A 21545-nucleotide genomic window follows, 5' to 3' on the forward strand; every position below is an offset into this window, starting at 1 on the left:
CGAATCACGCTAGAGGGGTTGCGCACTTTGCGCAAAGGTGGCAAAGTGATGGACACAACATCCGGCGCCGCCACTCCGCCCGCCGTCCCCAACCTACCGAGAGGTCAACGATGACCGTTCTTCCTCAAGGAAGTGAGATTTCCCGCCGCCGCCTGCTGCAGTTCGGCGCGGCCGCCGGGTTCTTGCTGGGCACCGGCAGCCTGGCCGGCTGCGCAGGCCCCACCGGCCTCCCGGGCCCCAGCACCCTGACCCTGGCCCTCAACCGTTCCCTGGTCAGCCTGGACAACAAGCTCAACCAGTTCGACGCCGCCGTCACCGTGCAGCGCTCCGTCCGCCAGGGCCTCACCGCCATCGGTCCCGAAACCAAGCCCGTCCTGGTCCTGGCCGAACGCTTCGAGATGACCGGCCCCACCGAATGGACCGTCAAGCTCCGCGACGACATCCGCTACTCGGACAACAGCCCCGTCACCGTGGAGGACGTCTCCACCGCCCTGAAGATGTACCAGCAGGTCCAGGGCTCCTTCGTGGCCGGCTTCTTCCCCGAATTCCCCCAGGTGGTCCCGGTGGACGACCGCACGTTCAAGATGGTGTCCAAGAAGTCCATCCCCATCCTGGACAGCCTCATGAGCATGATCCTGATTACCCCGGCCGCGCAGAACAAGCCGGAGGAACTGCAGGAAGGCCTGGGCACCGGCCCCTACGTGGTCACCAAGTTCAACCGCGGCGCCGGCACCTACAGCCTGGAACGCAACAAGAACTATTGGGGACCGGCCCCCGCCATCGAAAACGTGGAAGTCCGGTTCCTGCCCGAGGAATCCAGCCGCGTCATCGCGCTGCGCAGCGGCGAGGTGGACGTCATCGACTCCATCACCCCGGACTCCCGCGAACAGCTCGCCGGCCTGCCCGGCGTCGAGCTTCAGGAAGCGTCCAGCCTGCGCCTGAACCAGATCTTCTTCAACTTCCGCAAGCCCGCCGGCCACCCGTTGGCCGATCCGCGTGTCCGGCAGGCCCTCAGCATGGCCATCGACGGCCAGTCCCTGGTCAAGGACGTGCTGGTGGACTCCGTCACCCAGGCCGAGGGCGTCACCCCGTCCAGCCTCACCGGCTACTACAAGACCGGCGAATACGTCTACGACCCCGAGAAGGCCAAGGCCACCCTGGCCGAGCTCGGCGTCAAGGACCTCACCCTGAAGATCATCTGGGAAACCGGCGAATTCGCCTCCGACACCTCCGTGATGGAAGCCCTGGTGGAAATGTTCGGCAAGATCGGCGTCAAGGCCGAGCTGCAGCAGTTCGAACCCGGCGGCAACATCCTGGCGTGGCGCCAGGGCAAGCAGGGCGACTGGGACCTCCTGGGCAACGGCTACCCCAGCCCCACCGGCCTGGCCATCACCATGCTGCAGGGCATGTACTCCGGCACCCCGGAGAAGGAAGCCACCCGCGATACCTACCAGGGCTACGTGATCCCCGAGGTCACCGCCAAGATCCAGGCCGCCTCCTCCGAGGCGGACCCGGCCCGCAGGACGGAACTGCTCAACGAAGCACAGCAGGCAGTCTGGGACACCTGGCCCTGCGCCTGGGCGTTCGTGCCCAAGTCCGTCCTCGCCCACCGGGAGCGGGTGTCCAACATCAACCTGGCACCCACCAACTCCTACCCGCTGGTTGACGTCCGGCTGGAGGCCTGAGCCATGACCAACTACATCCTCAAGCGCCTGGGACAGGGCCTGCTCACCGTGTTCCTCACGGTGTCCACCGTGTTCATCCTGATCCGCATGGCCCCCGGCGATCCCGCCGTGTCCTACGCCGGCCCGCTGGCCACCAACGAACAGCTCGAAGCCGTCCGCCAGCAGTTCGGCCTGGACAAGCCCGTCCTGGAGCAGTACTGGATCTTCATCCAGCAGCTGTTCACCGGCAACCTGGGCCAGTCCTACTCCTTCCAGGCCCCCGCCATGCAGGTGGTCTTCGAACGGATGCCCTACACCCTGACCCTGGCGACGTCGGCAATCCTGCTGACCGCCGCCGTCGCCATCCCCCTGGGCGTATGGATGTCCCGCCGCCCGGACACCGGCCGCGAATTTGGCGTCAACGTGCTCACCATCGCCGGGCAGTCCATGCCCGACTTCTGGACCGGCATCATGCTGCTCACCGGCTTCGCCGTGCTGATCCCGCTGTTCCCAGCCTCCGGCTTCGCCACCTGGGGCGGGCTGGTGCTCCCCACGGTCACCATCGCCATCCTGCAGATCGCCCTGATCTCCCGCATGGTCCGCCGCGAAATGACCAACAACCTGGCCGCCCCGTACCTCACGGTGGCCCGTTCCCGCGGCGTGAAGAACTCCGTCCTCACTTGGCGCTACGCCATGGGCAACTCCGCCATCCCCGTCTTCACCGCCCTGGGCACCCGGTTCGCCGCGATGCTCAACGGCGTGGTGGTCGTCGAAGTGGTGTTCGCCTGGCCCGGCGTCGGCTCCCTGATTGTCCGGGCCCTCGAAACCCGCGACTACCCCCTCATCCAGGCCACGGTCCTCATTACCGCGCTCCTGGCGGTGGGCGTCCAGCTGCTCATCGACCTCGCCTACCCGCTCCTTGATCCCCGCGTTCGTCTTGGAAAGGCGGCCACAGCATGAGCCTCGACACCGCAACCCCCGCCCCGGGTACGCCCGGCGCACCGGCGAAGCAGCCCAGCCCCTCCGCCGTCACCAAGGCGGACATCGCCAAGGCCGGCGCCACCCGCCGCCGCCGCTCCGCGCAGTGGAAGCTGATTGTCGGCACCATCTGCACCCTGCTGGTGATCATCCCGATCATCCTGGCCAACGTGCTCCCGCTGCCGGACGCCAACTTCCAGGACCTCGCCGCCCGCCGGCTGCCCCCGCTGACCGACGGGCACCTGTTCGGCACCGACCAGCTGGGCCGCGACCTGCTCTCCCGCGTCCTGCACGGCGGCCAGGTGTCGCTGACCATCGGCCTGCTGGCCGTCCTGGTCTCCGGCGCCATCGGCGTGATCCTCGGCGCGGCCGCCGGCTACTTCGGCGGCTGGGTGGACACCATCGTCTCCCGCCTCCTCGAAGCCCAGATGTCCCTGCCGCTGCTGATGATGCTGCTGCTGGTGGTGGCCCTGTTCGGCCCGTCCATCCCCGTCATCACGTTCGTGATCGCCATCGCCCAATGGCCCGAGGTTGCCCGCCTCACCCGCTCCATGGTGCTGGTGGAACGCGAAAAGCCCTACGTCTCCGCTGCCCGGATCCTGGGCCTGCACCGCATCCAGATCCTGATCCAGCACATCATCCCCAACGTCATCAAGCAGGCAACCCTGGTGGTGCTCCTCCTGCTGGCCCAGGCCGTGCTGCTCGAATCCGCGCTGTCCTTCCTGGGCGCCGGCCCGCAGCGGCCCTTCGCCACCTGGGGCCGCATCATCTCCGACGGCCAGGACTACATCACCACCTCCTGGTGGATGGTCACCCTGCCCGGCCTGGTGATCGTGCTCATGGTGGTGGGCGTCAACCTGCTGGGCGACGGCCTCCGCGACCGTCCCCGCCGCAAGAAGAAGGGTGCCTGACATGACCTCCGCATCTGAAACCCAGAAGTTCACCGAGCAGCCGCTGCTGGAGGTCCGCGACTTCCAGGTGGAGCTCATCACGGACACCGCCATCATCCGCGCCGTGGACGCCGTCAGCTTCAGCATCCACCGCGGCGAGACGGTCACCATCATCGGCGAGTCCGGTTCCGGAAAGTCGACGACGGCGATGGGCATCCTCCGCCTGCTGCCCGAAGACCTCGCGGTACTGTCCGGCACCGTGGTGATTGACGGCGTCGACATCTCCGCTGACCCCAAGGCCATCGACAAGGTGCGCGGCAGGACCCTGGCGCTCATCCCGCAGGACCCCATGACGGCGCTCAGCCCGGTCCACTCGATCGGCAGCCAGCTGTTCGAAGCCATCAGCATCGCCGGCGCCGCGTCCGCCAAGGACAAGGCCGCCCTGCAGGCCCGGGCCGTGCGGCTGCTGGAGCAGGTGCACATCCCCACGCCGGAGAAGCAGCTGAAGAAGTACCCGCACCAGCTCTCCGGCGGCATGCTGCAGCGCGTGCTGATCGCCATCGCGCTGGCCTCAGAGCCACAGCTGCTGGTGGCGGACGAGCCCACCTCCGCCCTGGACGTCACCGTGCAGGCCGGCATCCTGGACCTGCTGCTGGAACTGCAGGAACAGCGCGGCATCGGCATCCTGATGATCACGCACGACCTCGGCGTCGCCCGGCTCATCTCGGACCGCATCCACGTGATGAAGGACGGCGCGTTCGTGGAGTCCGGCGAGGTCCAGCAGATCGTGGACCACCCCGCCACCGAATACACGCAGTCCCTGCTGGCCGCCGTGCCCGTCCTGGGGGAGTGGGACGAAACCCCCGCCGCCACCGGCCGCCGCGCCGCCACCACCGACCCCGCCCTCACCCAGACCGGAGCCAAGCCATGACCAAGCCGTTCCTCGCCGTCGACAACCTGGTGGTGGACTACCACGTCCCCGGCGGCACCTTCCGGGCCGTGGACGACGTCTCCTTCTCCGTGGACAAAGGCAAGACCATCGCCGTGGTGGGCGAATCCGGCTGCGGCAAGTCCACCGTAGCCAAGGCCCTCATGCGCCTTGTCACCCCCACCAGCGGGAGCATCACCCTGGACGGCACCGACATCGCGTCCATGAGCGAGGCCAAGCTCCGGCCGCTGCGCTCCAAGTTCCAGATGGTGTTCCAAGACCCGTACGGCTCGCTGGACCCGCACATGACCGCGCAGGAAATCGTGGCCGAGCCGCTGAAGCTGCAGGGCATCCGCTCCAAGGCTGAGCGGCACGCGGCGGCGGCCAAGCTGATCGACCAGGTGGGCCTGCCCGTCCGGTCCCTGGAGAAACGGCCCTCCGAGTTCTCCGGCGGACAGCGCCAGCGCATCGGCATCGCCCGGGCGCTCGCCTCCAAGCCCGAGCTGCTGGTCTGCGACGAGGCCACCAGCGCGCTGGACGTCTCCGTGCAGGCCCAGGTGCTGCGGCTGCTGAAGTCCATCCAGGACGAAACCGGCATCACCTACGTGTTCATCTCGCACAACCTGGGCGTGGTGCAGGAGATCAGCGATACCGTCATGGTGATGCAGAAGGGCAAGCTGGTGGAACTTGGCACCACGGAATCCGTCCTGACCACGCCCAAGGAGGACTACACCCGCAAGCTCCGCCGCGCGGCCCTGGACCCCTCCACCATGACCGGGCTCAAGCCCCGGCACGTGGTCCGCTCCCTGGCCCTGGCCAACCAGTAACTGAACGCAACCCACTGACGAACGCAACCACGAGGAATTAACGCATGAGCACGCAGCCCGACGGCACCCCGGTGGACGGCCTGAAACTCCCCATCTCCCGGCTGGTCCTTGGAACCATGACCTTCGGTGACACCGCCGATGAAGCCACCGCCGGCCGGATGGTGGAGGAGGCGCTCGCCGCCGGCATCACCACCATCGACACCGCCAACGCCTACGTGGGCGGGATCACCGAGGAGATGCTGGCCCGGCTCCTGAAGGGAAAGCGCGACGGCGTCATCCTGGCTTCCAAGGCAGGCATGCCTCATGCGGACCACGGCTCCAATTCGCCTTTGTCTCCTGCCGGGCTGCGCGCCAGCGTCGAGGGCAGCCTCCGCCGCCTGAACGTGGACAGCATCGACCTGTTCTACCTGCACCAGCCGGACCGGGCCACGCCGCTGGCCTCGACCCTGTCCACTGTGGCCGAGCTGGTTGCCGAGGGGAAGATCGGTGCGCTGGGCGTCTCCAACTTCGCCGCCTGGCAGATCGCCGACGTGGTGCATACGGCGCGTGAAGTCGGGGCGCCGCGTCCCGTCGTCGCGCAGCAGCTCTACAACCTGGTGGCCCGCCGGCTGGAGGAGGAATACCTCGAGTTCGCCGCCACCCATGACGTGTACACCATGGTCTACAACCCGCTGGGCGGCGGCCTGCTCACCGGCAAGCACAGCTTTGACGCCAAGCCCACCGAGGGCCGCTACGGCGACTCCAAGCTCGCCGCCATGTACACGCAGCGGTACTGGGACAAGCAGCTGTTCGATGCGATCGGTGAACTGTCCCGGATCGCCTCCGACGCCGGCATCCCGCTGGCCGAGCTGTCGCTGCGCTGGCTCGCCTACCGGGACGGGGTTGGGTCCATGCTGCTCGGCGGGTCCAAGGTGGAGCAGCTGCGCGCCAACATCGCCGCCGTGGCCAACGGACCGCTGCCGGCCGACGTCGTGGAAGCCTGCGATGCCGTGGGCACCTCGCTCCGCGGCCCGATGCCCGCCTACAACCGCTGATCTTCTCTACTTGCCCGCCGCCTGAACCTGAACCGAACTGACTGAAGGACTCTGATGACCTCCCAACTGGCCCTCGAATTCGCCCGCAAGATCCGCGCCCGTGAGCAGGCGGTGGGCTATTGGGCGGTGCTGGACGCGCCCGTGGCCACCGAACGCATCGGCCGGCTCGGCTACGATTACGTGGCCCTGGACGCGCAGCACGGACTGCTCGGCTACTCGGGCGTGCTCAACGGGCTGATGGCCGTCGACGCCGGGCACACCGCCGTCGGCATGGTCCGGGTGGAGGCCAACGACTTCACCGCGATCGGCAAGGCATTGGACGCCGGGGCCGTGGGCGTCATCGTTCCGCTCATCAACAACGCCGGGGACGCCGCCGCAGCCGTGGCGGCAGCGAAGTACCCGCCGCTGGGTGGCCGCTCCTACGGCCCCATGCGCTCGGCGCTGCGCGTGGGCCCCGTGCCTGCCGAGGCCAACGCCACCACCATGGTGTTCGCCATGATCGAGACCCCCGAGGGCCTGGCCAACGTCAAGGAAATCTGCGCCACCCCCGGCCTGGACGGCATCTACGTAGGCCCGTCCGACCTCGCCATCGCGGTGGGCGGGGCGTTCCCCGGGGATCCCGCCGTCGAGACCGAATTCAATGCCGCCCTGGAGACCATCGCCGAGGCCGCCGCGTCTGCGGGGATCGCCGCCGGCATCCACACGCCTGCCGGGACGGTGGCCAACCAGCGCCTGAAGCAGGGCTACACCTTCACCACCATCGCCTCGGACCTGACGCACCTGGAACAGATCGCCAAGTCCCACCTCGACGCCGCTACTTCCAAGGACTAATCATCATGACCACCACCACGGACAGCTACAGCACCATCACCCCGGACGGGACGGTCAAGACGGCCGATGGCGCCGACTTCGCCTACCTGCCCGCGCCCACCGTGCAGAGCCACGCGGCCAACCTGCTCACCCTCCCGGACGGCCGGCTGGGCTGCGTCTGGTTCGGCGGCACCCAGGAAGGCGTCCCGGACATCTCCATCTGGTTCTCTACCCTGGAACCGGGCAGCAAGCAGTGGTCCGCACCCGAGCAGCTCTCGGACGACTCCACCCGCTCGGAGCAGAACCCCATCCTGTTCACCAACACTGACGGCGCCCTCTGGCTGCTGTACACCGCGCAGAAGGCGGGCAACCAGGACACGGCCGAGGTCCGCCGTCGTATTTCCCTGGACAGCGGCCGCACCTGGGGCGACGTGGAAATCCTCTTCCCGGCCAACGAGACCGGCGGCGTGTTCGTCCGCCAGTTGCCAGTGGTGCTCCCGTCCGGCCGGATGATCATCCCGATCTTCCGCTGCATCACCACGCCGGGGGAGAAGTGGGTGGGCAACAGCGACGACAGCGCCGTGATGATCTCCGACGACGCCGGCGCCACCTGGACCGAAACCGTTCTGCCCGGCAGCCTGGGCTGCGTCCACATGAACATCCAGCCCGTGGCCGACGGCTCGCTGCTGGCCCTGTTCCGCAGCCGCTGGGCCGACTCCATCTACGAATCCCGCTCCACGGACGACGGCTCCACCTGGAGCGAGCCGGTCCCCACCGAGCTGCCCAACAACAACTCGTCCATCCAGTTTGTGGCCTTGGCCGACGGCCGCCTGGCCCTGGTGTACAACCACAGCCGGGCGGGGGAGGGCACCGAGCGGCGCCTCTCGCTCTATGACGAGATCGACGACGACGGCCTGGCTGACGAGCAGGGCGTTGCCGAGCCGGATGCCTCGGCTTTCTCCGAGGACGACGGCGTGAAGCGCGCCTTCTGGGGCACGCCGCGCTCGCCGATGACCCTGGCCATCTCCGAGGACTCCGGCCGGACCTGGCCGATCCGCCGGAACCTGGACGTGGGGGACGGGTACTGCCTGTCCAACAACTCCCGCGACGGGCTCAACCGCGAATACTCCTACCCGTCCATCCACCAGGGCCCGGACGGTGCGCTGAACATTGCGTACACGTATTTCCGGCAGGCCATCAAGTTCGTCCGGGTTGATCCGCAGTGGGCGTACGAGGGCAGCACCACTCCGGGCGGGGACGCATGACCAAGCACGCGGTGGTCACTGGCACCAGCTCGGGCATCGGCAAGGCGATCGCTGAGCGGCTGCTGGCCGACGGCTGGAAGGTCACGGGGCTGAGCCGTACCGAGTCCGCCCTGGACGGGAAGTTCGAGTGGCTGCAGGCAGATCTTTCCGAGCCTGATTCGCTGGCTTCTGTGGTCTCTTCGCTCGAGCCGGCGGATGCCCTGGTGCATGCCGCCGGGTTCCAGCGGACCGCGCATATGGGTTCCCTTGATCCGTCCGCGCTCGCGGGCATGTTCACCGTCCACGTGGCGGCCGCGTCGGTGCTGGCCAACGCGCTGGTGCCCACTATGCCCGACGGCGGCCGGATCGTCCTGCTCGGCAGCCGCACCTCCACGGGGATGCCGGGCAAGAGCCACTATGCAGCAACGAAGGCTGCGCTGATGGGGCTGGGCCGGACATGGGCCCAGGAGCTGGCGCCGCGCGGGATCACGGTCAACGTGCTGTCCCCGGGCCCGACCGACACTCCGATGCTGAACGACCCCGGCCGCGCCGCCACCCCGGTGAAGCTGCCGGCCCTCGGCGCGCTGGTGGACCCGGAAGACGTGGCCGCCCTGGCCGCCTTCCTGCTGGGCCCGCACGGCAAGTCGATCACAGGCCAGAACTACGTGATCTGCGGCGGCGCCTCCCTCTGACCCCGCTCCCTGGTGGTGGCCAGCCCCGGGTTCTCCCGGCTGCTCCGCCCAAATCGCTGGAACGGTGCGGGGACGCTGGACCGGTTCAGCGTCCCCGCACCGTTCCAGCGTCCTCGGCGCTCGAGAGGCGCACGCAACCCGGGCTGGGCGCGTCAGGTTCCAACCTCACCCTCCAGGACAAGTGCCCGGCCGACGTCTTCGAGCACGATCAGACTCCCAACGCCCCCCGTGGTGCACCAGAGGGTGGGCAACGCCCTGGGCCGCGCGTCCGGGCCGGCAGACCCCGCGTTCCAGCCGGTCTGCCTCTAGCGCGGACGCCTCAGCCAATGAGAACGTACGACGGCGGGTGGCTGGCTTTGTGCCCGCCACCCGCCCAAATCGCTGGAACGGTGCGGGGACGCTGGACCGGTTCAGCGTCCCCGCCCCGTTCCAGCGTCCACGGCGTCCATGCCCCGCCAATCCGGGCTGGGCGCGCCCCGGTCAACAAGCCGCCGAAGGAAGCACCTCGGGATGCCCAGCGGGACGCCCCTCGGCAAGGTCTCAGTGCCGGTGCAGCGACTCCGCCAGCCGTTCGGGCTCAACCCGGTGCGGCGGATCGAAGTGGTGGCGCCGCGGAAACACCTCGAGGTGGAAGTCGGGGAAGAACACCCGGGCCAGCCGGGCGGCGACGTCGCCCTGGTCGTCCGGATGGCTCAGCCCGCCCACGGCGTAGTACACGGGCCGGCTGAACGCGGCGAGCCGTGACCGGTCAAGGTCGTATTCCTTGAACGTGCGCAGGAAAGCCAGGATCCCGGCGGGCCGCTTGGCCATCCACGGCGGCGGGGGACCAGGCTCTGCAGGCGGCAGGACGACGTCGGGCCTTACCTGCAGCCGCATGAAGCCGGCCATGAACTCCTCCGGCGGCAGGCCCTCCAATTCGTCGAATAACCGGCGGTGTTCGGCGTAGGAGCGGCTCCAGTCCCAGTTCCCCGCCCACGCCGGTTCCAGCACGGCAAGGCTCTGCAGCCGCTCCGGATGCTTCGCGGCGAACGCCAGCGCCACCGAACCGCCGCCCGAATAGCCCAGCAGGTGGAACGTCTGCCAGCCCCGCGAGTCGGCTTCCCGGAGGACACCGTCAACCTCGGTGTCCAGGCTCCAGCCGGGCGGCGGCGCACTGCCCCGGTAGAGCTCCAGTTCCTTCGCAACCGCCTGCACGCCCGGCCCCAAAGCGTTGATCAGAGCGCCGTAGGCCAGCTCCGCAGGAAGGACTGCGCCGGGAAGCAAAATGACCGGAATCGGTTCCATGGAAGAACCATACGCCCGCGCCCGGCCAGCGCAATGGGACGCCGGCGGCGGAGGTTCCGGGCGTGGAGGTAGGCCATCAGGACCAGGAGCGGGACGTGGATGGCGGGGAGGTTCTGCGCGAACCACCGGGGCAGGTAGATGTCCGTGACGGACCCGCTCTCAGCGCCGTAGCGTTCGGCCAGGCCGGTGAGCGGGCACCGGAAGCCGTTGCCGGCGAACACCAGGGATTCGCCGGCCACTACGGCGGCCGCAACCCCCACGCGCTTGTCAGTGCGCCCGGCCAGCCCCGCCGCCAGCACGTAGACCACGCACGCCTCAATGGAGAACCACGCCAGCGTGTGCACCGCTTTGACCGCCACCACCGCGGCCGGTCGCTGGACCATCGGCTACAGGGTCTCGGGGATGGGCCGGCCCGGGAAGAGCGTAGCGTACTGCTTCCGGTACATCCGGCGGCCCACCAGCTTGTAGGCCAACCGGACCGGCGCCGGGATCTCCTTGAACAGCTCGGCGCGGTCCGCGGGCGGGTTGGTGGCCAGCACCATGCCGAGGTAGGCCACCATGAATTTCTTGTCGAACTTGTCGATGCCGTGCTGGCCCACCGCCGCGGCCTCCTTCTCGGTCATCACCCGGTCCACCACCGGCATGACCTCCGTGACCTCGCGGCGCAGGTGCACGTCCAGGACGGCCTTCAGGTCCTCGTACAGCGCAGCGAGTTCGGACGCGTCGGAGGGGTCCGCTGTCCGCATCCACCGCAGCCGCACCGGTTCGATCCGCTCCAGCCGCTGCGTGACCTGGCGGTGGTGCTCCAGCATCTGGGCGATGTGCAGGACGCAGCCGGGGGCGCGCTGTTCCAGGGGCGGGTACATCAGCAGGTCCTCGCCCTCGTGGTGGACGTGCAGCACCATGTCGAAGTTGCCCAGCACCTCCCCGACGTAGGCCGCGCGCGACGTGTCGCCGGCCACCGACCGCACCAGCCCGGGCGCCTCGCCGTAGGCCCAAAGGAAGAAGCGGTGGATCCTGCGCATGGCGGCGGTCCCGGTGCACAGGACGGGCCCCGGCGGGAGGGGAGCGGCGGTTTCGCCGGGCTGCATGGTGAAGAAGTCGGTCATGGGAGGGCCCCTGTTCGTCGTGCGAGACCAGGCCCTCTCCCCGCGAGCATCGTAACCCCGGGCCCCACGGCAAACAATGCCGGAAAAGCTCAAGGCGTCAGGCCGGGCAGGGCGGCACCCGGAGGCGGGACCGTCGGCCGCGGGCCCGCGGTGTGATGGACGACGGCGGGACGCACCGCCGTCGTCCCCTCGCCAAAGTGAGGGGCTGCTTCCCCTACCCAGCCCGCCGGCGCGGGCGCAAGATAGCCCCTATGACGAAGAAGCTGACAGGTGTGTTCCTGGCCCTCCTGGGTCTGCTGGCCGCAGGAATGGCTCCGGCTGCGGCAGCACCGCCCGCCGGCGGCACGGACCCGGTGGGCAACGATGTGTCCTGGCCCCAGTGCGGCAAGACGCTGCCCGCATCCCCGGCTTTCGCGATCGTGGGCGTGACCGGAGGGCTGGCTAACAACACGAATCCCTGCCTCCGTGACCAGCTCGACTGGGCGGCGGGCAAGGCAACCGGCGGAACCACCCAACCGAAGGTCGCCTTGTACGTGAACACCGCCAACCCGGGGCACGAGGGCTCCTGGTGGCCATCATCCAACACCTACGGGAACGCCAGCGTTCCCAATCCCTACGGGACATGTGACGCCAAGGGTGCAGCTGAGGGGCCAGTAGACCTGCCGTGCTCCTACATGTACGGCTACGCCAAGGCCTACGACGACGCCACCATCCGGGGCATCACGAACCCCGGCAACTACGTCTGGTGGCTGGATGTGGAGACCGGCAACAGCTGGCAGACAGGCACCTCGAACGCCACGGCCCTGAACCGCGCCACGCTCGAAGGGATGGCCGGCTACTTCAAGGGCATCACCGCTGGCCGGACGGACCCGAACGGGAAGCCGGCCGGGGTGGGCATCTACTCCACCGGCAGCCAGTGGGGAACCATCGCGGGGACGGTGCCGGCGGGCAGCCCCCTGGCCGGCCTGCCCAGCTGGCTGGCGGGGGCCAAAACCCTGCGGGGAGCGCAATCGAACTGCTCCCTGCCTGGCCTGACCCCCGGCAGCCCGGTCACGGTGACCCAGTACGTCTCGGCCGGACTGGACTACGACAACGCCTGTAAGCCGGCAGCTAAATAGGCAGCCACCTAGCCTCCGGGAGCCCCGCCAGCGCGTTTGCGTCACTTATGGCTGGAACCGGATCACGCGAAGGGTCAGGCGCGCGCCTGGAGGCCCGGGACTCCGTCACGGATCTCGAAGGAGGCCTTCGTGGACACCGGTGCGCCCGGCGTCGTGACATGGTCCAGGACCCGGAAATCGGCGGTCATGGCGTCCCTGGTGATGCGGGTGTTCACGTAGCCGCGGTTGTCGTTGTAGAACTTCAGGTGCGGATTCCACGCCATGACCGGGTCCGTGGTGGAGCCGGTGCCGTTGCCTGTGGAAGTGATGGACGTGCACACCAGCTCCGAGCCCACCACGGGGGAGGCCGGGTCCTTGTAGTCCACCTTGACGTCGTTGGCCCAGTTGCGGTGCACGTCGCCGGTGAGGACGACGGCGTTGCGGACGTTGGCGTCCACCCAGCCCCGGGTGATGCGCCGGCGGGAGGATACGTACCCGTCCCAGCCGTCCATCGACACGTCGTCCACGTCCAGGGCCTGGGCGCGGTCCCGTTCGGCGAAGAAGACCTGCTGGCCCAGGATGTCCCACCGCTGGGTGGAGTTTTTGAAACCCTCCAGCAGCCACTTTTCCTGCTCGGCGCCGGTGATGGTCCGGTCCTCGGCCAGGCGCTCCGCCACGTTCTTCTTCCAGCCGTCGCCGGCGAGCTGGTCGTCGCGGTACTGCCGGGTGTCCATCATGTGGAAGTTGGCCAGCTGGCCCCACTGGATCCTGCGGTAGATCTTCATGTCCGGCCCGGCCGGCAGGGACGACGGGCGCAGCGGCATGTTCTCGTAGTACGCCTGGAACGCTGCCGCCCGGCGTCGGCGGAAGTTCGCGGTGGTGTCATTGAGCTGGCCGGCGTCGCTGTTCTCCGGGACGTCGTCCGCCCAGTTGTTGTCCACCTCGTGGTCATCCCAGACCACCGCCCAGGGCGCGATGGCGTGCGAGGCCTGCAGGTCGGCGTCGGCCTTGTACTGTGCGTGGCGCTGCCGGTAGGTCTCCAGTGTGACGGTCTCCGGGCCCTCATGGTCGCGCGGGTTGCCGCCGCCGAGCACGTAGCTGCCCTTCTTGTACTCGTAGAGGTAGTCGCCCAGGTGCAGCACCAGGTCCGGGTGATCCTCGGCCAGGCGCTTGTAGGCGGTGAAGTAGCCGTGCTCGTACTGGGCGCAGCTGGCGAACGCCATGGCCAGCGCGGCGGGCGTCTCGTGCAGGGCAGGGGTGGTGAGGGTGCGGCCCACAGGGCTGACATGGCGGCCGGCGCGGAACCGGTAGAAGTACTCGCGTCCCGCCTTCAATCCCCGCAGCTCAACGTGCACCGAGTGCGCGGACTCGGGACGGGCCTGCTCCACGCCGCTGGCCACCACCTTGCGCATGCCCTGGTCTTCGGCCACTTCCCACTGCACGGCCACGGGGCGGGAGGGCATGCCGCCCAGGCCGTCCTCCGCCACCGGGTTCAGCGCCAGGCGCGTCCACAGCACGAAGCCGTCCGGCCACGGCTCGCCGGACGCGATGCCGAGCAGGAAGGGGTCGGTGCGGAGGCCGGCGTCGTCTGCGGTGGAAACCGCGACGGCGGCACTTGGCAGGGCGGCGACGATGCCTGCGCCCAGGCCGGCGGAGATGAGGGTTCTGCGGGAAATGTTGTCCATGCTCCGAACCTAGGAAGGCCAGCTGGACAATCTCTGAGGGGGATATGAATGGACGGTTAACTGCGTGACAAGAACAGTCGATCCCAAGCGTAACCCCCGTGGGCCGTTGGACTCTGGCCCCGGGTGAGGACTGACGGGACAGTGGTAGCCGGACCCTGCACTGCCAAACGAAGGAACCACCATGCCCCGCACCTCCGTCATCACCGGCTCCGCCTCCGGAATCGGCAAGGCCACCAGGGAACTGCTGGAGGGCCGCGGTGAACGCGTCATTGGGGTGGACATCCATGACGCCGACGTGGTGGCGGACCTCGCCACCACAGACGGCCGGACCGCGATGGTGGACGCGGTGCGGACCGCTGCCGGCGGCAGCATCGACGCCGTGTACGCCGTGGCCGGACTCGCCCTGCCCGCCCCTGCCACCGTGGCCGTGAACTACTTCGGCACCGTGGCCACGCTGGAAGGCCTGCGGCCGCTGCTGGCCGGCTCGGACGCGCCGCGCGCCCTGCTGGTCTCCTCCATGGCGGCCCTCATGGCCACCGACGATGAGCTCGTGGCCCTGCTGGCCGCCGGGGACGAACCGGCAGCCTTGGCCCGTGCGGAGGTCCTGGCCAAGGAACCCGCCGCCACCGGCCAGCTGATCTACTCGTCCACCAAGCTGGGGCTTTCCCGTTGGGTCCGCCGCCGGGCAGCCGCCGGGGAGTGGGCCGGCGCCGGCATCCCGCTGAACGCCGTCTCGCCCGGCATCATCGCCACGCCCATGACCGCTGACCTGATCGCCACCCCCGAGGGCCGCGAAGCACTGCTGGGGATCGTGCCGATGCCGCTGAACGGCATCGCCGAGCCCATCGTGGTGGCCCGCTTGCTGGCGTGGCTGAACAGCCCCGACAACACGCACTTGTGCGGGCAGGTCATCTACGTGGACGGCGGCAGCGACGTGGTCCTGCGCGGCGATTCAGTGTGGTGAGGGCGGGGTTCACACGCCGGCGCTCGCCCGGAAAGCCAGGTACCGGGCATCGTTGAGCCCCACCAGCCCGCCCAGGGCATCCACGGCAAGGGAATCAGCAGCCCCCATATCCGTTGAAAGCCAACGCACCAGCAGGTCGGCATCCCCGCTGGCCCGCACGGCGGATGCCACGGCGAGGTCCAGCTGGTCACGCAGCAGTTGGACGGCCAGCGTGCCGGACCGGCTGAGCAGGGGAGCGCGGTAGGCCTCCACCGCCTCGCCAACCATGCCGGCCCGCAGCAGCCTTAATACCCGCCCTGAGTCGGTATGCCCGGCCAATCCCGGGGCCAGCCGGTACGGGGTGGACTCCACGGCGCCGCCCAGCATGGACCGCACGCGGAACATCTCGGTCCGGATGGCCTGCGGGGTTCCGGCATCTCCATGGAGCTCGCAGGCCAGTTCCTCCGCGGACCAGCCCTGCGACCGGGAATCCAGCAGCGCCAGGATTTCCGCCCGCCGCAGGGTCAGCGGTGCGCGGCTCCCGTCAGCGAACACCGCCGCGGGCTTGTCGCCGAGCAGTTCCAGGGACTTTACCGCCACGGATCGTGCCGAAGCGGGCGTGGGCCGCAGCGGCGCGCCCACGGACGTGGCAGCCACCGAAGAGAAGGCACCCGGGTGAGTGCCGCCGTCGGACGTTCCCAGCAAGGCCTCCGCCACGCGCACGGCACACCGCACCATCCGCAGCGTGTCCGCGCTGATGGTATCCAGCGGTCCCGAAACATCCAGCACGCCCAGCACCCGTCCCGTGGCCGGGTCCGTGATGGGCGCCGCCGTGCAGGCCCACTCGTGGTGCGTGCGCACCAAGTGTTCCGCGGAAAACAGCTGGACAGGGCCGCCGGTGACCAGGGCCTCGCTGATGGCGTTGGTCCCGATACCGGCCTCGGACCAGTCGGCACCTTCCAGGAACTCCAGCTGGTCTGCCCGGCGGAGGACCTCGGGGCTGCCTACCCGCCACAGGACCTCGCCGCCGGCGTCGGTCAGTACCAGCAGGTGCCGCCCGGAGCGGGAATCGTCGGCCAGGAGGTCTTGGAGGGCTGGCATCACCTGCTGCAGGCGATGTTCCCGGCGGATTTTCAGTACCTCGGAGACCTCGTGCAGGTGCCGCGGGCTGTGCTGGTCCGGGCTGATGCCCAAGGCCATGGACCGGTGCCAGGAGTCCACCAGCCGTGTGGGAATTTCAGGCCGCTGGACTCCGGCAATCACCAGCTCATGCGCACGCCGGAGCGTCCGCGCATACGTCGCCGGGTCCGAAAATTTCAGGCCGTGGTCCACGTTTCCTCCTCACAGCCGGCACCCTTGCCGGATCCGTGTAACGCCGCTGTTACCCCTGCCGGGTTCCACTAGTGATGCAGCTCACGCCCGCCCCAGCATATCGGGCAGGCGGAGCCCAAGGAACAGCACAAAGGAGTGGAGATGACCCAAACACCCACCGCTGCCGCCCAAGCGTGGCTTTCCGGCCTGGACGATGCGCTGCAGCGGCGCGACGTGGATGCCGCGCTGGAACTCTTCGAGGACGGCGCCTACTGGCGGGACTTCGTGGCTTTCACCTGGAACCTGAAAACCCTGGAAGGCAAGGCGGAGATCCGCCGCATGCTGGAGGCCACCCTTGACCGCGTGCAGCCCTCCAACTGGGCGCTGGCCGAGGACGCCACCGGGGACGCAGAGAACACCGAAGCCTGGATCACCTTCGAGACTGGAGCGGCCCGCGGGTACGGGCACCTCCGGCTCCGCAACGGAAAATGCTGGACGCTCTTGACCACCATGCAGGAACTCAAGGGTTTCGAGGAGAAGAAGGGCCCGCGGCGCGAGCAGGGCGTGGCCCACGAGATTGTCCGCGGCCGCCGGTCCTGGAAGGAACTCAAGGAAGAGCAGGAAGCCCGGCTTGGCTATGAGGAACAGCCGTACTGCGTGATCATCGGCGGCGGGCAGGGCGGTATTGGCCTGGCTGCCCGGCTGAAGCGGCTAGGCGTGCCCACCATCATCGTCGAAAAGAACCAGAACCCCGGGGACTCCTGGCGGAACCGGTACAAGTCCCTGCACCTGCACGACCCCGTCTGGTACGACCACCTGCCCTACCTGAAGTTCCCGGACGACTGGCCGGTCTTCGCCGCCAAGGACAAGATCGGCGACTGGCTGGAGCACTACACCCGCATCATGGAGCTGAACTACTGGTCCGGCACCGAGTGCGTGAAGGCAGCGTACGACGACGGCACGCAGGAATGGGAGGTCAGCGTCCTCCGCAACGGCGAACCCGTGACGCTCCGGCCCCGGCAGCTCATCTTCGCCCTGGGCGTCTCCGGCTACCCGAACATCCCCACCTTTGATGGCGCCGAGTCCTTCCTCGGGGAACAGCGCCACTCCTCCCAGCACCCCGGCGGCGGGGACTGGACGGGCAAGAAGGCCGTGGTGATCGGCTCCAACAACTCCGCGCACGACATCTGCGCCGACCTCTGGGAGCACGGCGCCGACGTCACCATGGTCCAGCGGTCCTCCACCCACATCGCCCGCAGCGAGTCCCTGATGGACCTTGCGCTGGGCGACCTGTACTCGGAGCGCGCGCTCGCCGCCGGCGTGACTACGGAAAAGGCGGACCTGCTGTTCGCCTCGCTCCCCATGCGCGTACTGCCGGAGGCCCAGGTGCCGGTGTACCAGGAGATGGCTAAGCGGGATGCGGAGTTCTACTCCCAGCTGGAGGCCGCCGGGTTCGACCTGGACTTCGGCGTGGACGGCTCCGGACTGTTCGTGAAGTACCTGCGGCGCGGTTCCGGCTACTACATCGACGTCGGCGCCTCCCAGCTGATCATCGATGGCCGGGTGAAGCTGAAAAACGGGCAGGTTACCAAGATCACCGGCAACGCCGTGGTGATGGACGACGGCACCGAACTGGAGGCGGACCTGATTGTCTACGCCACCGGCTACGGGTCCATGAACGGGTGGCTGGCGGACCTGGTCTCGCCCGAGATCGCCGACCGCGTGGGCAAATGCTGGGGATACGGCTCTGACACGCCAAAAGACCCTGGTCCCTGGGAGGGGGAGCTGCGCAATATGTGGAAGCCCACCAACGTGCCACAGCTCTGGATCCATGGCGGCAACCTGCACCAGAGCCGGCACTACTCGGCCTACCTGGCGCTGCAGCTCAAGGCCAGGATGGAAGGACTCGAAACCCCGGTCTACGAACTGCAGCCCAGCCACCACACCCGCTAAGGAGAACCCATCATGAAGGCAGCACGTTTCCACGCCCGCAAGGACATCCGGATCGAGGACATCCCCGAGCCGGAACTGCGGGCCGGTGCGGTGAAGATTGACGTCGCGTGGTGCGGCATCTGCGGCACCGACCTGCACGAGTACCTGGAGGGGCCCATCTTTTGCCCCGCGCCGGGGCATCCGCACCCGCTCTCCCATGAGGAGTCGCCGGTGACCCTGGGGCACGAATTCTCCGGGACTGTGTCCGACGTCGGCGAAGGCGTGGAGGGGCTGGAAGTGGGTGACAACGTCGTCGTCGAACCCTACTTCGTGGACGGTACCTGCGATATGTGCCAGGCGGGCAGCTACCACCTGTGCCGGCAGATGGGGTTCATTGGGTTGTCCGGCGGCGGGGGAGGGCTGAGCGAGAAGATCGTGGTGGACCAGCGGTGGGTGCACCCCATCGGCAACATCCCGCTGGACGAGGCCGCGTTGATCGAACCGCTCTCGGTGGCCCACCACGCGGTGGAACGCAGCGGCGTCAAGGCAGGCGACGTGGCCCTGGTGGGCGGGTCCGGTCCCATCGGCCTGCTCACCGCGGCCGTCCTCAAAGGCATGGGCGTGACCACGATCATCAGTGAGCTCACCCAGGCCCGCAAGGAGAAAGCCACCTCCAGCGGCGTGGCGGACCACGTCCTGGACCCCAGCAAGGAGGACGTCCCCGCACGGGTGCGCGAACTCACCGGGGGAGCGGGGGCCGACGTCGCGTTCGAATGCGCCGGCGTGAATGCCGTGCTGGACACCATGCTCGACGCCGTCCGGCCCGGCGCCGTGGTGGTCAACGTGTCCATCTGGGGTGCACCCGCCACCATCGACATGCAGAAGATCGTGCTCAAGGAAATCGACCTGCGCGGCACCATCGCCTACGTCCGCGACCACCCGGCCGTCATCAGGATGGTGCAGGAGGGCAAGGTGGACCTCAAGCCCTTCATCACCGGCCGGATCGCCTTGGAGGACCTGGTGGAACAGGGCTTCGACACCCTGATCAACCACAAGGACACCGCGGTGAAGGTGCTGGTGCATCCGTAGACCCGAGACCTTGGTCCCTGTTCCGGCGCCAAACCTCCGGCGTAGCGTGGATGTGGGTCCCGCAACCGCGGGCCCGCATCCAAGGGGGCAACCATGGCCAGGCCCGCGCTCACGGCACTCGGCGTCCTCGGGCTCAGCGGCCTGATGGTCCTCACGGGCTGCTCCGGACCGCCCGCCCCCACGCCCACCACCAGTTCCGCCGCGCCCGCCCCCACCTCGAGCGCGTCCGGCACCGCGGGTCCAGGCACGACGGCGACCCCCACCACTGCGCCGACGCCCACCGCGCCGGCCGGCACCTCAGCCGCACCCACCACCAGCGCTGCCGTGCCGCCGTCGTCCGCTCCCGCAGGCCAGCCCGCGACCGGGGAACCGCAACCCACGGGGCTGCCGGAGCAGACCGGACCGCTGACTGTCTACTACGTGGCGGTGGGTGACAACGGCGTCTCCGGGCCCGCGATCGGGTGCGGCGACAGCCTGGTGGCCACCACCACTGGCCCCGTCACGTACCGGGACCAGGTGGGGCCCAGCGTGGGCGCACTGCTGGCCAACAGGAACCGCGACGTGGGCCTGTCCGGCCTCATCAACGCGCTGTACCAGTCGAACCTGACCTATGTGGCCGGTGAACTGACGGGAAGCACCATCACCATCTGGCTGACCGGGCAGTTCATGCTCGGCGGCGTGTGCGACATCCCCCGCGCCAAAGCACAGCTCGAATACACCGCCATGGCCGCGTCCGGAGCCACCAGCGCACAGGTGTACGTCAACGGACGCCCCATCGACGAGGTCCTCAGCCTGAAGTAGGACGTCCCGGTTTCGATAGGAGGGAAACGGTGAAATCCGCCAACGCAAGCATCATCGCGGGCATCGTGCTCATGATGCTCGGTGTGCTGCTGCTGCTTGACCGGGCGGGCGTCCTGGAGAGCGGGGCCATCGTTGCGCCGCTGGTGTTCGCCGCCGCCGGGGTCCTGTTCCTGTCCGTGTTCGTCCGGCGCCGCGAGCACTGGTGGGCGGCAATCCCCGGGTCCGTCTTCCTGGGCCTGGCCGCGGTGGTCACGGTGAGCCAGCTGACGGGCAGCGGCGCCGCGGCCGCGTTCCTGTTCCTTTTCATGGCGGCCGGTTTCGCGGCTGTCTATTTGCGCGTCCCGGACAACTGGTGGGCGCTGATCCCGGCCGGGGTCATGGCCACGCTGGCGGTCATCGTGTCCCTGCCGCCGTCGTTCCAGGGCACGCCCACGGCCGCCGTCCTGTTCCTGGGCCTGGCGGCAACGTTCGGGGTGCTGTCGGTGGTGCCGGTCCGCACCGGGGAAGTATCCGGAAGCAAAGCGCGCCTCAGGTGGCCGCCGATTCCGGCCGCCGTGCTGGCGGTGCTGGGCGTGATCATGGCGTTGCAGGCCACGGCCGTGCTGATCTCCATGGACTTCGCCGTCCCGGCCGTCATGATCCTGGCCGGGGTGGCGCTGGTGGTCTACGCCTTCCTGGCCCGGGCCGGCAGGCACCGCAAGGTCCACGGCCCCGGCTGAGCGGCGGCCGGCGCCGCCACGGGCGCGGCTACTTGGAGGTCTTGGCAGGCTTCGGCGGCAGGGTGGCGATGTACGCCAACGCCTTCTCCGCCCAGGCGCGGGCGCGGGTGTCGTCGCCGTCGCCCTCTTCGTTCCAGACCTCCGGCAGCCCGGTGTAGCCGCCCATGGGCCGCTCCGCCGGGCCGAACGGCACTGTCCGCTCGGAGGATTCCAGCAGTTCCTTGTCCTCGGCGGACAGCTTCACGCCGATGGTGGAGCCAAACAGCCCGGCGAACATGTTGCCGTTGATGAACGCGCCCAGGTTGCCGAACATCGGCTTGACCACCACGTCCGGATGGTCCGGCACCACCCGGCGGAACCGCTCCTTGTCCTGCTCCGAGGCTTTGGGCATCTCCATGGGTCTCATCTCCCGGGAAGTGGGCGGACAGGATCTGGATGCAGGATATGCCTAAATCTCCGGCGGGGTCGAGGGTGCGGTGGGTCCCCACAATATTCCGCCGCTGAGCAG

General features: G+C 68.7%; 21 protein-coding genes. 15 read left to right on the plus strand and 6 right to left on the minus strand.

Annotation, left to right across the window (positions count from 1 at the left end):
- Window positions 1-110: 110 nt before the first annotated feature.
- Genes AS031_RS12780 through AS031_RS12820 form a run of 9 tightly spaced genes read left to right on the plus strand, consistent with a single transcriptional unit; the run spans window position 111 to window position 9067 of the window.
- Window positions 111-1685, plus strand: coding sequence for an ABC transporter substrate-binding protein (locus tag AS031_RS12780; RefSeq protein WP_058268547.1), 1575 nt, complete (start codon window positions 111-113; stop codon window positions 1683-1685).
- Window positions 1686-1688: 3 nt separating this feature from the next.
- Entirely contained in the window at window positions 1689-2624 is a 936-nt protein-coding gene (locus AS031_RS12785; RefSeq protein WP_058268548.1) for an ABC transporter permease, read from the plus strand.
- Window positions 2621-3553, plus strand: a complete 933-nt coding sequence (locus AS031_RS12790) for an ABC transporter permease (protein ID WP_058268549.1) — start codon at window positions 2621-2623, stop codon at window positions 3551-3553. Before AS031_RS12785 ends, AS031_RS12790 begins: the two co-directional genes overlap by 4 nt.
- Before the next feature lies 1 nt (window position 3554).
- Entirely contained in the window at window positions 3555-4463 is a 909-nt protein-coding gene (locus AS031_RS12795) for an ABC transporter ATP-binding protein (RefSeq protein WP_058268550.1), read from the plus strand.
- Entirely contained in the window at window positions 4460-5287 is an 828-nt protein-coding gene (locus tag AS031_RS12800; RefSeq protein ID WP_058268551.1) for an ATP-binding cassette domain-containing protein, read from the plus strand. The genes AS031_RS12795 and AS031_RS12800 overlap by 4 nt, the downstream gene beginning before the upstream one ends.
- A 44-nt stretch (window positions 5288-5331) precedes the next feature.
- On the plus strand, window positions 5332-6321 hold the full coding sequence (locus AS031_RS12805) for an aldo/keto reductase (RefSeq protein WP_058268552.1): 990 nt from the start codon (window positions 5332-5334) through the stop codon (window positions 6319-6321).
- Between the two features lie 54 nt (window positions 6322-6375).
- Window positions 6376-7152, plus strand: a complete 777-nt coding sequence (locus tag AS031_RS12810; protein ID WP_058268553.1) for an HpcH/HpaI aldolase family protein — start codon at window positions 6376-6378, stop codon at window positions 7150-7152.
- 5 nt (window positions 7153-7157) lie between these two features.
- Complete coding sequence (locus tag AS031_RS12815) at window positions 7158-8396, plus strand: sialidase family protein (protein ID WP_058268554.1); 1239 nt, start codon at window positions 7158-7160, stop codon at window positions 8394-8396.
- Window positions 8393-9067 carry an SDR family NAD(P)-dependent oxidoreductase gene (locus AS031_RS12820; RefSeq protein ID WP_058268555.1) on the plus strand — a complete coding sequence of 225 codons (675 nt, stop codon included), beginning with the start codon at window positions 8393-8395 and terminating at the stop codon, window positions 9065-9067. The genes AS031_RS12815 and AS031_RS12820 overlap by 4 nt, the downstream gene beginning before the upstream one ends.
- Window positions 9068-9607: 540 nt before the next feature.
- Here AS031_RS12820 and AS031_RS12825 read toward each other — a convergent pair.
- Genes AS031_RS12825 through AS031_RS12835 form a run of 3 tightly spaced genes read right to left on the minus strand, consistent with a single transcriptional unit; the run spans window position 9608 to window position 11460 of the window.
- The gene (locus tag AS031_RS12825) at window positions 9608-10351 is read right to left on the minus strand and encodes an alpha/beta fold hydrolase (protein WP_058268556.1); all 744 of its coding nucleotides are present in this window, start codon (window positions 10349-10351) and stop codon (window positions 9608-9610) included.
- Entirely contained in the window at window positions 10282-10734 is a 453-nt protein-coding gene (locus AS031_RS12830; RefSeq protein ID WP_058268557.1) for a hypothetical protein, read from the minus strand. Before AS031_RS12830 ends, AS031_RS12825 begins: the two co-directional genes overlap by 70 nt.
- Window positions 10735-10737: 3 nt before the next feature.
- Window positions 10738-11460: a hemerythrin domain-containing protein gene (locus AS031_RS12835; RefSeq protein WP_058268558.1), complete on the minus strand. Its 723-nt coding sequence runs from the start codon at window positions 11458-11460 to the stop codon at window positions 10738-10740.
- Between the two features lie 251 nt (window positions 11461-11711).
- On the opposite strand from AS031_RS12835, the gene AS031_RS12840 reads away from it, so the two are divergent.
- On the plus strand, window positions 11712-12578 hold the full coding sequence (locus tag AS031_RS12840) for a glycoside hydrolase family 25 domain-containing protein (protein WP_058268559.1): 867 nt from the start codon (window positions 11712-11714) through the stop codon (window positions 12576-12578).
- A gap of 74 nt (window positions 12579-12652) precedes the next feature.
- Here AS031_RS12840 and AS031_RS12845 read toward each other — a convergent pair whose 3' ends face one another.
- Window positions 12653-14242 carry an alkaline phosphatase D family protein gene (locus AS031_RS12845; protein WP_058268560.1) on the minus strand — a complete coding sequence of 530 codons (1590 nt, stop codon included), beginning with the start codon at window positions 14240-14242 and terminating at the stop codon, window positions 12653-12655.
- Between the two features lie 181 nt (window positions 14243-14423).
- Here AS031_RS12845 and AS031_RS12850 point away from each other — a divergent pair, with 181 nt between their 5' ends.
- Window positions 14424-15206, plus strand: coding sequence for an SDR family oxidoreductase (locus AS031_RS12850; protein ID WP_058268561.1), 783 nt, complete (start codon window positions 14424-14426; stop codon window positions 15204-15206).
- 9 nt (window positions 15207-15215) lie between these two features.
- Here the strand turns inward: AS031_RS12850 and AS031_RS12855 are convergent, their stop codons facing one another.
- The gene (locus AS031_RS12855; RefSeq protein ID WP_058268562.1) at window positions 15216-16517 is read right to left on the minus strand and encodes a GAF domain-containing protein; all 1302 of its coding nucleotides are present in this window, start codon (window positions 16515-16517) and stop codon (window positions 15216-15218) included.
- A 141-nt stretch (window positions 16518-16658) separates the two neighbouring features.
- On the opposite strand from AS031_RS12855, the gene AS031_RS12860 reads away from it, so the two are divergent.
- The 4 genes from AS031_RS12860 to AS031_RS12875 all read left to right on the plus strand — a co-directional run bounded on the left by AS031_RS12860 (window position 16659) and on the right by AS031_RS12875 (window position 21037).
- Window positions 16659-18449 (plus strand): NAD(P)/FAD-dependent oxidoreductase, encoded by a 1791-nt coding sequence (locus AS031_RS12860; protein WP_058268563.1) that lies wholly within the window; start codon window positions 16659-16661, stop codon window positions 18447-18449.
- Between the two features lie 12 nt (window positions 18450-18461).
- Window positions 18462-19517: a 2,3-butanediol dehydrogenase gene (locus AS031_RS12865; RefSeq protein WP_058268564.1), complete on the plus strand. Its 1056-nt coding sequence runs from the start codon at window positions 18462-18464 to the stop codon at window positions 19515-19517.
- Window positions 19518-19610: 93 nt separating this feature from the next.
- On the plus strand, window positions 19611-20318 hold the full coding sequence (locus AS031_RS20180; RefSeq protein ID WP_058268565.1) for a RodZ family helix-turn-helix domain-containing protein: 708 nt from the start codon (window positions 19611-19613) through the stop codon (window positions 20316-20318).
- A gap of 29 nt (window positions 20319-20347) precedes the next feature.
- Window positions 20348-21037, plus strand: coding sequence for a hypothetical protein (locus AS031_RS12875; RefSeq protein ID WP_058268566.1), 690 nt, complete (start codon window positions 20348-20350; stop codon window positions 21035-21037).
- Between the two features lie 28 nt (window positions 21038-21065).
- Here AS031_RS12875 and AS031_RS12880 read toward each other — a convergent pair whose 3' ends face one another.
- On the minus strand, window positions 21066-21434 hold the full coding sequence (locus AS031_RS12880; RefSeq protein WP_058268567.1) for a TfoX/Sxy family protein: 369 nt from the start codon (window positions 21432-21434) through the stop codon (window positions 21066-21068).
- Between the last annotated feature and the right edge of the window lie 111 nt (window positions 21435-21545).

This window comes from Pseudarthrobacter enclensis (genome assembly GCF_001457025.1).
In the GTDB taxonomy this organism is placed as follows: Bacteria; Actinomycetota; Actinomycetes; order Actinomycetales; family Micrococcaceae; genus Arthrobacter; species Arthrobacter enclensis.

Coding starts and splice junctions, on each gene's coding strand:
- AS031_RS12780 (WP_058268547.1), top strand. CDS start 111: ATGACCGTTCTTCCTCAAGGAAGTGAGATTTCCCGCCGCCGCCTGCTG.
- AS031_RS12785 (WP_058268548.1), top strand. CDS start 1,689: ATGACCAACTACATCCTCAAGCGCCTGGGACAGGGCCTGCTCACCGTG.
- AS031_RS12790 (WP_058268549.1), top strand. CDS start 2,621: ATGAGCCTCGACACCGCAACCCCCGCCCCGGGTACGCCCGGCGCACCG.
- AS031_RS12795 (WP_058268550.1), top strand. CDS start 3,555: ATGACCTCCGCATCTGAAACCCAGAAGTTCACCGAGCAGCCGCTGCTG.
- AS031_RS12800 (WP_058268551.1), top strand. CDS start 4,460: ATGACCAAGCCGTTCCTCGCCGTCGACAACCTGGTGGTGGACTACCAC.
- AS031_RS12805 (WP_058268552.1), top strand. CDS start 5,332: ATGAGCACGCAGCCCGACGGCACCCCGGTGGACGGCCTGAAACTCCCC.
- AS031_RS12810 (WP_058268553.1), top strand. CDS start 6,376: ATGACCTCCCAACTGGCCCTCGAATTCGCCCGCAAGATCCGCGCCCGT.
- AS031_RS12815 (WP_058268554.1), top strand. CDS start 7,158: ATGACCACCACCACGGACAGCTACAGCACCATCACCCCGGACGGGACG.
- AS031_RS12820 (WP_058268555.1), top strand. CDS start 8,393: ATGACCAAGCACGCGGTGGTCACTGGCACCAGCTCGGGCATCGGCAAG.
- AS031_RS12825 (WP_058268556.1), bottom strand. CDS start 10,351: ATGGAACCGATTCCGGTCATTTTGCTTCCCGGCGCAGTCCTTCCTGCG.
- AS031_RS12830 (WP_058268557.1), bottom strand. CDS start 10,734: ATGGTCCAGCGACCGGCCGCGGTGGTGGCGGTCAAAGCGGTGCACACG.
- AS031_RS12835 (WP_058268558.1), bottom strand. CDS start 11,460: ATGACCGACTTCTTCACCATGCAGCCCGGCGAAACCGCCGCTCCCCTC.
- AS031_RS12840 (WP_058268559.1), top strand. CDS start 11,712: ATGACGAAGAAGCTGACAGGTGTGTTCCTGGCCCTCCTGGGTCTGCTG.
- AS031_RS12845 (WP_058268560.1), bottom strand. CDS start 14,242: ATGGACAACATTTCCCGCAGAACCCTCATCTCCGCCGGCCTGGGCGCA.
- AS031_RS12850 (WP_058268561.1), top strand. CDS start 14,424: ATGCCCCGCACCTCCGTCATCACCGGCTCCGCCTCCGGAATCGGCAAG.
- AS031_RS12860 (WP_058268563.1), top strand. CDS start 16,659: ATGACCCAAACACCCACCGCTGCCGCCCAAGCGTGGCTTTCCGGCCTG.
- AS031_RS12865 (WP_058268564.1), top strand. CDS start 18,462: ATGAAGGCAGCACGTTTCCACGCCCGCAAGGACATCCGGATCGAGGAC.
- AS031_RS20180 (WP_058268565.1), top strand. CDS start 19,611: ATGGCCAGGCCCGCGCTCACGGCACTCGGCGTCCTCGGGCTCAGCGGC.
- AS031_RS12880 (WP_058268567.1), bottom strand. CDS start 21,434: ATGGAGATGCCCAAAGCCTCGGAGCAGGACAAGGAGCGGTTCCGCCGG.